General features: G+C 76.3%; 2 protein-coding genes. Both read right to left on the bottom strand.

Annotated features, from left to right (window positions below; genetic code table 11):
- Nucleotides 1-107: 107 nt before the first annotated feature.
- Entirely contained in the window at nt 108-1,613 is a 1,506-nt protein-coding gene (locus ACFVHV_RS33435) for a condensation domain-containing protein (protein WP_380356255.1), read from the bottom strand.
- Entirely contained in the window at nt 1,610-14,830 is a 13,221-nt protein-coding gene (locus ACFVHV_RS33440) for a MupA/Atu3671 family FMN-dependent luciferase-like monooxygenase (RefSeq protein ID WP_380356258.1), read from the bottom strand. The genes ACFVHV_RS33435 and ACFVHV_RS33440 overlap by 4 nt, the downstream gene beginning before the upstream one ends.
- Nucleotides 14,831-14,962 lie beyond the last annotated feature (132 nt).

Raw genomic sequence — 14,962 nt, forward strand, 5'->3', positions numbered from 1 at the left:
TGACCCGCGCCCCGCCGGCGGGGGCTTGACCCCCCCGGGGGGCCGCGGGGGCCCGGGGCGGGCGGCCCCCGGTGGACGGCGTACCGTCCACCGGGGCCCACCGGGTGTCACGCGAGCGGGACCTCCAACTGCCGGGCCAGGTCCGCGACCAGGGCGTCCAGCCAGCCCCGGACGGTGCCCGGGTCGAACAGGTCGGCGTCGTACTCGACCTGCCCCAGGTAGCCGTAGGCGTCCGGGGTGAGCGAGAACGCGCAGTCGGCGCGGGCGGAGTGGCCGGGGATGTCCTCGATCTCGACGGTCAGGCCGGGGAGGTCGAGGGTGATGGGCGGGGTGCTCTGGACGGCGAGCACGATCTGCGGGTACCCGACGGGCATGGGGACGCCGCGCTCCCGCAGCGGTTCGACCAGCAGGCCGAACGGCATCAGGGAGTGGTCGAGGGCGGAGGCGATCGCCTCGGCGGCGCGGTCCACCAGGCCCGCGAAGCCGCTCTCGCCCCGGGTCGGCACCAGGATCGGCATGCTGCTGGTGAGCAGGCCGACCACCTGCTCGTCGACCGGCCGCCGGCGGTTGGCGTTGGAGAGCAGGATCAGCACCTCCGACGAGCCGCTGAGCGAGCCGAGCAGCCGGGCGAACGCGGCGACCACGACGGCCGAGGCGGTGGTGGAGCGCGCGGCGGCGTAGCGCCCGATCTCCTCGGCCACCGCCGCCGGGATCCGGAACTCGGCCGTCTCACCGTGCCCGGAGCGCCGTTCGGGACGGGGCCGGTCGGTGGGCACGTCCACCGAGAGCGAGGCGCCGCCGAGGGTCTTGGCCCAGTGGTCGGCGGCCGCCGCCATGGAGGCCCGGTTGACGACCGTCCGCTCCCAGCAGGCGTGGTCGGTCATCCGGCCGGCCTCTCCAGGCAGCGGCCCGCCGGTGCGGTAGAGCGCGCTCAGGTCGGCCAGCACGGTGGCCAGCGACCAGCCGTCGAGCGCGATGTGGTGGATGGTCAGCAGCAGCACCCACTCCTGCGCCGCCGGGCGCAGCAGTCGGGCGCGCAGCAGCGGGGGCGCCGTCAGGTCGAACGGGCGGCCGACCTCGGCCTCCAGGGCCGCGGCGAGGGCCGCGTCCCGTTCGGCGGGGGCGAGCCCGCGCAGGTCCTCGACCGGGACGTCCAGCGGGGTGTTCGGCAGCACCTGCTGGAGCCCGCCGAGCTCGGTGTCCACGAAGCGGGTCCGCAGGCTCTCGTGCCGCTCGGTGACCGCCGTCAGTGCGGCGGCCAGCCGCCCGGGCTCCAGCGGGCCGCGCAGGGTGATCCGCTGGAGGATGTTCCACACCGCGGGGTCGGCCGCGTCGCCGTGGGCCTTGTGCAGCCGCCACTGGGTCACCCCGGCCGGCGCGGCGGACAGCGCCTTCCCGGCGCCGGTCAGGATGGTCAGCAGGCGGTCGCGGTGGGCCCGGACGAGGCCGGTGACCTCCTCGTCCATCGCTCCGGCGGGGGCCAGGTAGCCGAGCCGCTCGCCGGTGGTGCGCAGCACGATCTCGCGTTCGTCGAGCAGGCGCAGCAGCCGCGCCCAGCCGTCCTCCGCCGTGCTCGCCGCGTCCTCTCCTCGAACGTGCTCCGCCGTGCTCACAGGGTCCCCTCCTCGAAGGCCGGGGCCGGGTGCTGCTCGGCGGCCGGCTCGTGGGCGGCCATCGCGCGGACGGTCGGGCGGCGGAAGAAGTCCAGCACGCCGATCCGCAGCCCGGTCTCCTCGCGGACCCGGTTCAGCAGCCGGGTGGCGGCCAGCGAGTGCCCGCCCAGGTCGAAGAAGGAGGTCTCCACCCCGACGGGGCGGCCGAGCTCCTCCTCCCAGAGCCGTTGCACGGTCCGCTCCAGCTCGGTGGCCGGCGCGGCCTGGGGCTCGTCCGCGCCGAGCGGGCGCGGCTCCGGCAGGGCGGCGGTGTCGAGCTTGCCGTGGGCGTTGAACGGCAGGGCGTCGACGGTGGCCCAGAGTCCGGGCACCATGTAGTCGGGCAGCAGGTCGGCCAGCCGGTCGGCGACCCGGGGAAGGTCGGCGGCCGAGCATCCGACGTACCCGGCGAGCACGGTGCCCGCCGCGGTGCGGCGCGCCGTCACGGCGGCGGCGTGCACGCCGGGAACGCCGCGCAGCACGGTCTCGATCTCGCCCGGCTCGACCCGGTAGCCGCGCACCTTGACCTGGCGGTCGGCCCGGCCGAGGTACTCCAGCCGGCCGTCCGGGCGCCAGCGGCCGAGGTCGCCGGTGCGGTAGCTCGGGCCGTCGGGGGTGTCGGTGAAGACGGCGGCGCTCTCCTCGTCGCGGCCGATGTAGCCGATGCCGACCTGGACGCCGAGGGCGTGGATCTCGCCGACCGCTCCGGCCGGCACCCGGCGTCCGGCGGGGTCGCGCAGCACGATCCGGCTGCCCGGGGTCGGGCGGCCGATCGGCGCGTACTCCGGGCCGTCCGGGTCGATCTCGCCGGCCGTCAGCGCGTGGGTCTCGGTCGGGCCGTAGTGGTTGATCAGCCGGCAGCCGGGGTTGCGGCCGAGGAAGGCCCGCAGCCCGGGGGTGACCAGCACCTGCTCGCCGCCCGAGATCAGCTCCCGCAGGTGCGGCACGGGCTCCTCGCCGAGCGCGTCGGCCAGGGCGGCCAGCGGCGTGTACGGCAGGTGGAGCCGCTCGGCCCGGGTGGAGCGGACCACGGCGGCCAGCGCCGTCACGTCGTAGCGGGTCTCCTCCTCGATCAGCAGCAGGGTGCCGCCGCCGGCCAGCGTGGTGAGGATCTCCTGGACGCTGACGTCGAAGCCGCAGGAGGCGTACTGGAGGGTACGGGCCGCGGGGTGGTCGGCGACGTTCCAGGCCACGAAGTGGGCCAGGGCGAGGGAGTGCATCAGCACGCCCTTGGGGCGGCCGGTGGAGCCGGAGGTGTAGAGCAGGTACGCGGGGGCCTGCGCCGAGGGGGCGGGCAGCGGGGGCAGTTCGGCGGCGGTGTCGGCCGGGGCGGTGGCGGTGAGCACCGTCGGGACGGTCAGGCCGAGCTCCGCCGGGGCGTCGTCCGTGGTGGTGAGCAGGACGACCGGCGCGCTGTCCTCGACGATCAGCCGGCAGCGCTCGGGGCCCTGCAGCACGTCGACGGGTACGTGGACGGCGCCGAGGCGCAGGATGGCCAGCAGAGCGGCCACCAGGTCGACCGAGCGGGGCAGCAGGACGCCCACCCGGCTGCCCTCGCGGACGCCGGCCGCCAGCAGCCGGCCGGCCAGGTCGTCCGCCCGGGCCAGCAGCGTCCGGTAGTCCGTCCCGGTGCCGTCGGCGGCGACCACCGCGGTCTGCTCGGGCCGTCCGGCCGCGGTCGCGGCGATGGTGGCCAGCGGGTGTTCGGGTTCCCGGACGGCCGGGGGGCCGCACTCCAGGGCGGTGTCGGCCTCGGTGGCGGACACGGCGGTGAGTTCGACGAGGGGGCGCTCCGGGTCGGCGACCGCGGCGGTGAGCAGCCGCTCGAAGGCGCCGAGCAGCCGGTCGACGGTGGCCCGGTCGAAGAGGGTCTCGGCGTACTCGACGTGGCAGCGGATGCCGTCGGGCAGGCTGGTCAGGAAGAGCGTCAGGTCGAAGGCGGCGCGGTCCGCGACGTGGTCCAGCGGACGGGCCGTCACTCCGGGCAGGTCCAGTTCGAAGACCATGTGGTTCTCGAACTCGACCATGACCTGGAACAGCGGGTTGCGGCTGGTGTCGCGCTGCGGGTTCAGCTCCTGCACCAGCACCTCGAAGGGCAGCTGCTGGTGCTCGTAGGCGTCGAGCGCGGTGGAGCGGACCCGGCCGAGCGCCTCGGCGAAGGCCGGCTCGCCGGCGAGGTCCAGGCGCAGCGCCAGGGTGTTGACGAAGAACCCGACCAGGTCCTCGGTGCCGTCGGCCCGGTTGGCCACCGGGGTGCCCAGCACGATCTCGTCCTGGCCGGCGTACCGCTGCAGGACGCCGGCGAAGCCGGTCAGCAGCACCATGAACAGGGTGGAGCGCTTGGACCGGGCCAACTCCCGCAAGCCGTCGGCGAGTTCGGCGGGCAGGTGGTGGACGAAGGAGCGGCCGCGGCCGTCCGGCACCGCCGGGCGCGGCCGGTCGGTGGGCAGGGACAGCACCGGCAGGTCACCGCCGCCGAACACCTTGCGCCAGTGGGCGAGGCTCTCCTCGTACTCGCCGGCGGCCACCCGGGCCCGCTCGCGGACGGCCTCGGTGGCCGGGCCGGTGGTGAGCACCGGGAGCCGGGCGGCCCGGTCCTCCCGGGCGGCCAGGTAGAGCTCGCCCAGCTCGCGGGTGATCACCACGGTGGACAGGGTGTCGATCACGATGTGGTGCATCGAGAGGACCAGGACGTGCCGGTCGGCGTCCTGCTCCAGCAGCAGGGCCCGGAACAGCGGGCCCTCGGCGAGGTCGAAGCGGTGGGCGCCCTCGGCGGCGACCAGGTCGGCCACCGGGTCCGGGCTGCCGCCGTCGGCCGTGAGCCGCTGCAGCACCGGGCCGGCGGGCGGCGCCAGCACCTGCTGGAACGGTTCGCCGTCCTGCTCCCGGAAGACGGTGCGCAGCGCGACGTGGCGTTCGACCAGTCGGCGCAGCGCGGTGTCCAGGGCCTGCGGGTCGAGCGGGCCGTCCAGGGCGATCGCCTTGACCTCGTTGTACTGCCCGCCGTCGGGCAGCATCCGGTGCAGGAACCACATCCGCTGCTGGGCGTAGGACAGCGGCGCGCCGCGCAGGGTGTCCCGGCGCAGGACGTCGAGCTGGGGCAGGCCGGCCGCCACCAGGTCGGGGGAGAGCCCGAAGTCCACGAAGGCGGCGATCTCGTCGGCGCCGGCCGCCCGCAGCTCGGACAGCACCCCCTGGACGCTCTCCGGGGTGCCGATCAGCGCGCGGGAGGCGCAGTAGCGCTCGTACGCTCGCTCCAGCACGAACTCCAGGTCGTCATCGCGGGCGCTCTCGTAGTCCAGGGTCAGGCCCAGGCTGTTGGCCATCTGCCCGAACAGCGAGAGCGAGGAGCGCAGGTAGTTGCAGAACGGCCGGTAGGCCTGCTCGCGGGCGGTGGCCAGGTCGGTGCCCAGGTAGGTGTGCACCAGCACGACCACCCGGCCGGCCTCCGGGTCGAGCCCGTGCTCGGCCCGGGTGCGCCGGTAGACCTCGATGTTCTCGGCCAGCTGGGAGATGTCCTGGGTCATCAGGTTGGTGATGACGCCGAGGTCGTGCCGGGCGGCCTCGCGGAAGCTGTCCGGGTTGCCGACGATCGCGGTGAACATGGGCGGCAGGTCCTGCAGCGGGCGCGGGTGCAGGGTCACCTCGATCGGCTCGCCGTTGCCGTTGCGGCCCTGGTACGGCTCGCCGCGCCACAGCGCCCGGACGGTGTCGATCTGCCGGTGCATCAGCTCCTTGTGGCTGCCGTAGTTCTCGGGGAAGAACAGGAAGTCGTTGGGGTGCCAGCCGCTGGCGCAGCCCAGGCCGACCCGGCCGCCGGACAGGTTGTCGACCACCGACCACTCCTCGGCCACCCGCACCGGGTGGTGCAGCGGCAGCACGGCGCAGCCCGCGTTCAGCCGGATCCGGCTGGTCTCCCGGGCGAGGGCGGCGGCCAGCACCGAGGGGTTGGGGAAGATGCCGCCGAAGGAGTGGAAGTGGCGCTCCGGCAGCCAGACCGAGTGGAAGTCGTGCCGGTCGGCGAAGCGGGCGCTCTCCAGGACGATGCGGTACTTCTCGTCCTCCGGGGAGTCCAGGGGGTAGTCGCCGAAGAAGTAGAGGCTGAAGTCCACCGGCCGCTGCGGGTCGCTGACCGGCCGGTACGGGATCGGCTCCGCCTGGCCGCGCACGGTCTCGGCGGGGACGGCGAGTTCGGCGGCCGGCCGGGGGGCCGGCAGGCGAACGCCGGGCGAGGCCGGGAAGAAGCCGCCGCGCCGCAGGTCGCGCAGCGACTCGCGGACCGAGTCGATCACGAACTCCAGGTCGCCGTCGGTGTGGGCGGTGGAGAGGAAGAAGTTGCGCCACTCCCACACGTAGACCCCGCGGGTCAGCAGGTGCGGGAAGAGCAGTTCCATGTCGGCCCGGGGCTCGAAGCGGAAGAGCGAGCCGAAGTGGGCCAGGCGCAGCGGGAACTCCTCCTCCTCGAAGAAGCCGTTCAGGGTGGCCGCCAGCTCGTCGGTGCGGGCGTTCAGCCGCTCCTGGAGGCCGGGGCCGGCCGCCTTGAGGTGGCGCAGCACCGCGCCCGCGGCGGTCATCGCCAGCGGGTGCTGGATGTAGGTGCCGCCGAAGAAGGTGGTGTCCTTGGGCGGGTAGCTGTCGTCCCCGTAGTCCCAGTGGCCGCCGTCGATCCCGTCCATGATGTCGGCCCGCCCGGCGATCGCGCCGATCGGGTAGCCGCCGCCCAGCACCTTGCCATAGGTGGACATGTCGGGGGTGACGCCCCAGAAGCCCTCGGCGCCGCGCAGGTGGGGCCGGAAGCCGGTGAGCATCTGGTCGAAGACCAGCACGATGCCGAGCCGGGTGGTCAGTTCGCGCAGCGAGCGGACGAAGTCGGCGGGCTGGCGGCCGGGGTGGCGGCTCTGCACCGGCTCGACCAGGACGGCGGCGATCCGGTCGCCGTGCTCCTCGATGACCTTGAGGCTCTCCGGGTCGCCGTACCGCAGCACCAGCAGGTCGGCGACCGCGCTGCCGGGGATGCCGATGGAGACGGGGACGGTCTCCCGGTCGGCGCCGCGGCCCAGTGTCCGGCCCAGGGTCTGGTCGGAGTGGCCGTGGTAGGAGCCCTCGAACATGACGATCTTGTCCCGGCCGGTGTGCGCGCGGGCCAGCCGGATCGCCCCGGCGTTCGCCTCGGTGCCGGAGTTGGCGAAGGCGACCCGCTCGGTGCCGGTGAGCTCGGCCAGCAGCTCGGCGGCCTCGCCGGTCTCCGGACCGCGCGGGCCCAGCCGCAGGCCCGAGGACAGGTGCTCGCGGACGGCCTCGGAGACGAACTCCGGGTCGTGGCCGAAGAGCAGGACGCCGAAGCCCATGGTGATGTCGACGTACGCGTTGCCGTCGACGTCCTCCAGCCGGGAGCCCTGTGCCCGCCGGGCGGCGAGCGGGTAGAGCATCTCCTTGGTGCCGGAGCGGAAGCCGACCACGGCACGGCTGTCCGCCAGGGTGCGGCGGTGGCGGCGGGTGATCGCCTTGGAGGCGGTGGTGCGGGCGGTGAAGCGGGCGACCAACTCGTCCACGTGGGCGCGCTGCTGGTCGGTCAGGCCGCCGGAGGCCATGCCGGACTCGCGGGAGACGGTCACCCGGGGGCCGTGGACCTGCGGGGCGGGTGCCTCGGCGGCGGGCGCGGCGGGCGCTGCGGCGGGTGCCTCGGCGGCGGGTGCGGGGGCGACGGCGGGCGTCGGGACCGGGGCGGTGACGGGTACGGCCGCCGCCGGGGGCAGGGCCGCGGGCACGGGCGCCGGGGGGAGCGCGGGCGCGCCGCCGGCCAGCAGGCCGAGCTGGTCGCGCATCAGGTCGGAGAACTGGCCGAGGAGCGCGAGCTGGCGCTCGATCAGGCCGGTGCCGTCGGTCACCGGCCGCAGCGCGGTGGGCACCGCCTGCGGGGCGGTGGGCGCGGCGGGCGCGGGCTGGGGAACCGGCACCGCGGCCGGGGCCTGGACGGGCGGTGCCTGGACGGGCGGTGCCTGGACGGCCGGGGCCGGGTGGACGGCGGGTGCGCCCTGGGCCACCGGGGCGGCCTGGACGGCAACGGGAGCGGCAGCGGGAACGGCGGCCGGAGCGGGCGCCGCAGCCGTGGCGGCCGCCGGAACGGGCGCGGGCTCGGGCTCCGCCACGGGCTCCGGCTCGGCGGCCGGCAGCAGCGTGGCCAGCACCGCCGGCTCCAGCCGGGAGGCGATCAGCCCGGCCAGCCGGGCCGGGGTGTCGGCCGCCTCGAAGAGTTCGCGCATCGACACCCGGACCCGGAACGCGCGCTCCAGGTCGCGGATCATGTTGATCATCGAGAGCGAGTCGGCGCCCAGGTCGAAGAACGGCTCGTCCGTCCCGACCGAGGCCTCGTCGTAGCCGAGCTGGCGGGCCGTCTGCTCGACGACCTGGCGCAGGACGGCCTGCTCGGCGAGCTCCTCGGGGCTCGGCGTCGGTGCGGCGGCCGGCGTCGCGGCCGGCGCGCTCTGCTGGGGTGGGTCCTGGTGCATGGCGGGGTCCTCGATGGTGGGCCGGGCAGGGGCGGTGAACCAGTGGCGGCGGCGTTGGAAGACGGTGGTGGGCAGCGGGACGCGGCGGGCAGGCCCGTCCGGCCAGTCCCGGGCGGCGGCGAAGCGGGCCCAGTCGAGCGGGACGCCGTGCGACCACAGCGCGGCCGCGGCGGCGTCGAACTGCTGCTCCGGCGAGGCGCCGCGCCGGCCGCCGGCGACGAAGTGGCGGTGCGGCAGCTCCCGGCGGCCCATGCCGGTCAGCGTCGGGTGCGGGCCGAGCTCCAGGAACAGCTCGTGGTCCAGTCCGTCCAGCGCGGCGAGCACCTGGTCGAACCGGGCGGTCTCCCGGGTCTGCCGCAGGAAGTACTCGGGCGTCGGGACGGTCCCGGGGGCCAGCACCTCGCCGCCGAGGTTGCTGACCAGCGGGACGGCCAGCGGCCGCAGGCGCAGCCGGGCCAGCTGGTCGCGGAACGGGTCGAGCATCGGGTCGAGCAGGCGGGAGTGGAACGCCCGGTCGGTGGCCAGGCGTTCGGTGGTCACCCCGTCGGCGGCCAGTACGGCCTCGGCGGCGGCGATCTCGCGCGGCGGGCCGGCCAGCACGCACTGGCCCTTGCCGTTGACCACGGCCAGGTCCACCCCGGGCAGCCAGTCGCCGAGCCCGGCCAGCCGGTCCGGGCCGGCCGAGACCACCGTCATGGCGCCCGGTTCGGTCAGCCGGTGCATCAGCCGGCCGCGCAGCGCCGTCAGGAACATCCCGTCGGCCAGGTCGAGCGCGCCGGCCGCGTGGAAGGCCGCGTACTCCCCGGCGCTGTGCCCGGCGACCGCGGCGGGACGCACGCCGAGCTCCTGCCAGAGCCGCAGGTAGGCTACTTGGAGGGCGAACAGCGCGGGCTGCGCCGCCTCGGTGGTCCAGGTGTCCTCGGTGCCCTGTGCGGCGGGGTCGAGCAGCAGCGGCAGCAGCGGCTCGTCCCAGGCCGCGCGGTGCAGCCGGTCGCACTCCTCCAGGACGGCGCGGAAGACCGGGAAGGCGGCGTGCAGTTCGGCGGCCATGCCCCGGTACTGGGAGCCCTGGCCGGTGAAGAGCAGCACCGGCCGGACCTCGCCGCGCCCGGTCTCGCGGTGGGCCGCGCCGGCGGTGGGCCGGCCGGCCAGGAAGGCGTCCAGGCCCTTGCGCAGGGCGGCCGGGTCGGGGCCGGTGACGGCCAGCCGGTGGCGCAGCGCGCGCCGGCCGGCGCCGAGGGTGAGCGGCAGGTCGCCGGGTGCCAGGGCGGGTTCGGCGTCCAGCCGGTCGCGGAGCAGTCCGGCCAGCTCGGTGAGGCCCTGGGCGGTGCGGGCCGAGAGCGGCAGCACGGTCGGGGCCGGCCGCGGCGCGGGCACCGCGGCGGCGGGCGGGGCCTGCTCCAGCACCAGGTGGGCGTTGGTGCCGCCGACGCCCAGGGCGCTGACCCCGGCCCGGCGCGGGGTGGGGCCGTCCGGCCAGTCCCGGCGCTCGGCGGCGAGCCGGAACGGGCTGCCGGCCAGCTCCAGCGCGGGGTTGGGGCTGGTGAAGTTCACCAGCGGCGGGACGGTGCCGTGCCGCAGCACCAGCAGCGCCTTGATCAGGCCCGCCATTCCGGCGCAGGTGTCCAGGTGGCCGATGTTGGGCTTGACCGAGCCGAGCGAGCAGAACCCGGCGGCCTCGGTCCGGGCCCGGAACGCCTGGGCCAGCGCCCGGAACTCGATCGGGTCGCCGAGCGGGGTGCCGGTGCCGTGGGCCTCGATGTAGCCGATGCTCTCGGCCGGTACGCCCGCGAGGTCCAGGGCCCGGCCGACCACGGCCGCCTGCCCGTCCACGCTGGGCGCGGTGTAGCCGACCTTCCGTCCGCCGTCGTTGTTGACGGCCGAGCCGAGGATCACCCCGTGCACGGTGTCGCCGTCGGCGAGCGCCCGGTCGAGGCGCTTGAGCAGGACGGCGGCGACGCCGTTGCCGCCGACCGTGCCGCCCGCGTCGGCGTCGAAGGCCCGGCAGGCGCCGTCGGGGGAGAGGATCGACCCCTCCTCGTAGCGGTAGCCGGCGGCCTGCGGGATGTGCAGGGCGGCGGCCCCGGCGAGGGCCAGTTCGCAGTCGCCCGCCAGCAGGGACTGCACGGCCAGGTGCACCGCGACCAGCGAGGTGGAGCAGGCCGTCTGCACGCCGATCGCCGGACCGGTGAGGCCCAGCCGGTAGGCGACCCGGGTGGCGGCGAAGTCCGCCTGGTTGCCGATCGCGGTCTGCAGGGCGGCCACCGGTTCGGCCGGGTCGGCGGTGGCGGCCAGGGTGTGCTGGTAGTAGTTGCGCAGCGCGTACAGGGTCATCCCGGTGCCGGCGAAGACCCCGACGCGGCGCTCCGGGTCCGGCGCGTCGTAGCCGCCGTCCTCCAGGGCCTGGCGGCAGATCTCCAGCAGCAGGCGCTGCTGCGGGTCCATCAGCGCGGCCTCGGTGCCGCTGATGCCGAACGCCTCGGCGTCGAAGTGGTCGACGTCGGTGAGCGCCCCGGTGACCGGGACGAAGTCGGGGTGGCGGTACTCCTCCGGGCGCAGTCCGGCGGCCGCCAGCTCCTCCTCGGTGAACCGGGTGGTGCTGCGGACGCCCTCGACGATGTTCCGCCAGTACTGCTCGGGGGTGTCGGCGCCCGGCAGGCGCAGCGCCAGGCCGACGATCGCCACCCGGCGGTCGTCGCCCGGCCCGGCGTCGGTGCCGGCGGCGGGGGAGCGGAGCGCAGCGGCGGGTGCGGCCGGTTCGGCGGCCAGGTGCTCGATCAGGGCGTCCACGGTGGGGTGGCGGAACAGCTCGGTGGGCGCCGGGGGCGTGGGCAGCACGGCGCTGAGCGCGCCGTGCACCCGCATCAACTGGAGGGAGCCGATGCCGAGTTCGGCGAGCGGGCGACCGGGGTCCAGCGGGGTGTCCAGGACGGACTCGAAGGCGTCCAGGACGAGTCGGCGCAGCCCGGACGGTGCGGTCCGGCCGGTGCCCGGGACGGGCTGTGCGGCGGGCCGGCCGTCCGCTGCCGCGGTGGACGCTGCCGCGGTGCCCGGGGCCGCGGTGGACGGCGCCGGGGCGGCCGCGGTCACCGGGCGGGGCGCGGTGGCGCGCAGCCGGCGCCGGGCGGCGGGGGAGCTCGGGTCCGGACCGGCGTACCGGTGGCCCGGGGCGCCGGCCAGCAGCAGGGCGGCCAGTCGGCGCCCGTGGGCGGCGCTCAGCACGGCGATGCCCCGGCCGGTGGCGGCCTGCTCGTTCTCCGTGTCGCGGTTCATGCCGACCCCGCGCCACAGGCCCCAGGAGATCGTCCAGGCCGGGGTGCCGCTCTCGCGGCGCAGCCGCTCGACGGTGCTCTCCAGGTAGCGGTTGGCGGCGGCGTAGCCGGTGGAGCCGACCGCCTCCTGGAGGCCGATCATCGAGGAGAAGGCGACGAACTGTGCTCCGGGCCGCTCCTTGACCAGCTCGATGAGGTGGTCGGTGCCCTCGGCCTTGGTCCGGACGGCCTCCCGCCAGTCCTCGGTGCCGGTGTCGGCGAGGAGCGCGAGCCGGTAGCCGCCGGCCAGGTGGAGCACGCCGTCCAGCGGTGCCTGCCACTCCCGTTCGGCCTCGGCGACGGCCTCCGCCAACTGCTGACGGTTCGTCACATCGGCCTGTCGGTAGCCGACCTGGCCGCCCTGGGCGGCCAGTCGGCGCAGTGCGGCCCGGCGTTCGGCGGCCTCCGCGGTCGGGGCGTCCAGGTCGCTGCGGCCGACGATCAGCAGTCGGGAGCCGTACTCGCGCAGCAGCCCGGGCAGCAGCTCGGCGGCGATCCCGCCGAGGCCGCCGGTGACGAGGTAGCGGGCGCCGGGGGTGAGCAGCGAGCAGCCCGCCCCGGACGGCTCGGAGGCGGCCTCGGCCGTCTCCAGCCGGGGGACCCAGGGGCGGCCGGCGCGCCAGGCGGATTCGGGTTCGGGCCGGGGATCGGTGAGCAGGGCGAGCAGGGCGGCGGCCTGGTCCGCGGCCGGTGCCTCGCCCGGCAGGTCGAGGTGCCGGGCGGCGGGCACCAGTTGTTCGGCCCGCGCCCCGGCGGTCAGCGCCGCGGTCAACGCGGCCGCGGGCCCGGGGAGTTCTCCGGGGAGTACGGCGTGCAGCCCGGCGCTGACGGAGACCAGTTCGCGGAGCGGCGGCCGGGCCGGGAGCGCCCGGAGCAGGGCGAGCAGTGCCTCGTCCGGCCGGTCCGGTCCGTCGGCCGTCGCGCTCCAGAGGTAGACCAGCCGGTCGGCCGTCCGGTCCCCGAGGGCCCGCAGCCAGTCCTCGGGGTCGGTGGTCGGCGGCCGGTCCACCACCAGGGCGTTCGGCAGGGCGGCGGCCAGGGCCTCGGTGAGGGTGCCGGGGCCGGACGGGCCGAGCAGCAGGATCGTTTCGTCCGCCAGCGGAGCGGCCACGGCCTGCGGAACCGGGCGGGGCTCCCAGCCGAGCCGCCGCACGCAGTCCGGCAGCGTCCGGGAGTTGGCCTCGGCCAGGTCCAGCGCCACGACGTGGTCGTCGAGTTCGCCGTCCAGCAGCCGGCGGCGCAGCGCGGTGCGCTGGATCTTGCCGCTGGTGGTGCGGGGGAACTCGGCCGCCGGGACGGGGAGCACCAGGGCGGGCGCGGGCTGTCGGCGGGCCGCCAGCAGCTGCCGCACCTCGGCGGCGACGGGCGGCGCGGGGGCCTGCGGGTCGCTCTGGACGTAGGCGATCACCAACTGCTCGGTGCCGGTGCGTTCGTCCGGCACCCCGAAGGCCGCGACGTGGCCGGAGCGCACCCCCGCCACGGAGGCCACCACGTCCTCCAGCTCGTGGCAGAAGTAGTGCACGCCGTTGACGATGATGATCTCCTTGCGACGGCCGGTCAGCACCACCTCGCCGTCGGTCAGGAAGGCGAGGTCCCCGGTGTCGAACCAGTCGTCGCCGACGAAGGCCTCCTGGTTGGCGGCCGGGTTGTTCAGGTACCCCGGCGTCACCCGGCCGGAGCGGACCTGGAGCCGGCCGACCCAGTGCTCGGGCAGCGCCCGCCCGTTGTCGTCGGTGACCCGCATCCGGGTGCCGGGCGCGGGCCGTCCCATGCTGAGGAAGCCGGTGCCGCGCTCGACCGAGTCCGGGTCGGCGGGCTCCAGCCGGCCGCTGAGCGAGTCGGTGCGCACCAGCCGGCGGGAACCGTCCTCGTGGTAGCGCTTGTAGGTGATCACCGTGCAGGTCTCGGCCATGCCCCAGCCCAGCAGCAGGTGCTCGGGGCGGACGCCGAACGGGGCGGTGGCGGCCAGGAACTCGTCCAGCACCGCCTCGGTGCACTGCTCGCCGGCGTTGATCAGCGACTTGACCGCGGACAGGTCCCAGTGGCGTCCGGGCCCGGCGGCCCGGACGGCCTCGGCGACCAGCCGGTAGCCGAAGTTGGGCGACCAGGAGTGCGCGCCCCGGTAGCGCTCCAGCGCGTCCAGCCAGACCAGCGGGTCGGCGAGGACGAGTTCGGTGGGCACCTGCACCTGGTCGGCGGCCAGCACCACGTCGCGCAGGTGGAACATCAGCAGTCCGGCGACGTGGTCCAGGGGCAGCCAGTTGACCGTGGTGTCGGCCGGATCGCAGCCGTTCGCGACGGCGCCGGCGGTGTACTCCAGGATGCCGCGGTGGGTGATCTGCACCGCCTTGGACCGCCCGGTGCTGCCGGAGGACAGCTGGAGGATCGCGACGTCGCCGGGGGCGGGGGCGTGTTCGGCGGCCGCCGGCCGGTCGCCGTCGACGGGCCGGTCGGCGGGCCGGTCGACGGCGATCACCCGCAGGCCCGGCGCCGGGTACAGCTCCCCGAGCCGCTCCAGGCCGTCCACCGCCGGCCCGCAGGCGAGCACCGGTGGCTCCTCCAGGGTCTGCCAGGCGTGCCAGAGCTTCTCCAGGACGGGGTTGCGCTCGTGGTAGTCCGGCGGGCGCGCCACCGTCACCGGCTGCACCCCGCCCAGCAGGCAGGCCCACAGGGTGGGGAAGTAGAGCTCCGGGTCCGGGACCTGGAGGATCACCCGGTCCCCGGCCCGCACTCCGGCGGAGGCCAGGGTGGTGAGGATCTCGCGCGACCGGGCGAGGAGTTGACGGTAGGTCAGCCGGGTCGCCTCGCCGCCCGCCCGGACCAGGTGCAGCCCCCGGTCGGGGTGCAGCTCGGCGGCGCGCAGCAGTGCCTCGGGCAGCGTCCGGGGCGCGTCCGGCGCGGGTCCGGGCAGCGGGGCGCCGACGGCCTCCGTCCCGGGGCCCGCGGGCGAGGCCGCCGGCTCCGTCGGGGCGGTGCCGGCCGTCGCCGATGCCTCCCCGAACGGCCGCCAGTGGTCGGTGAGTTCACGCAGGTGGCGCAGGGCGGGGCCGGGCGCGGCCGGCGCCCGGGTGAGCGCCGCGGCCAGGGCGGCGGCGTCGGGTTCGCCCTCGGGGGTGCGGACGATGCCGTCCAGGAGGTGCACCTCGGCGCTCGGGTCGGCGTCCAGCAGCGCCGCGGCGGCCCGGCGGCGCAGGGCCTCGGGATCGCCGTCGACGGCGGGCACCAGGTAGGCCCGCAGGCCTGGGCGGCCGTTCCCGTGCTCGACGGGCAGCAGCGCGCAGTCCGCGATCTCGGGGCGCAGCAGCAGTCGGGCTTCCAGGGTTCGCAGCCGGCCGTGGTCGGGACCGGTGGGGCTCATGACGTTCGGCACCTTTCGGATCGGTGCCGGGGCGCGGGTGTGGGCCGCCCCGGGTCAGGGAGGGGAGCGGAGACGGGTGGCGCGTACGGCGCGGGGGCGCCGGGGAGTGCGAGGGAAAGCTCGGTGTCGCCT

This window comes from Kitasatospora sp. NPDC127116 (assembly GCF_042677365.1).
GTDB classification, from domain to species: domain Bacteria; phylum Actinomycetota; class Actinomycetes; order Streptomycetales; family Streptomycetaceae; genus Kitasatospora; species Kitasatospora lactacystinica.

Bases quoted from the DNA above. Each gene is read 5' to 3' on its own strand.
- ACFVHV_RS33440 (WP_380356258.1), bottom strand. From the start codon at position 14,830: ATGAGCCCCACCGGTCCCGACCACGGCCGGCTGCGAACCCTGGAAGCC.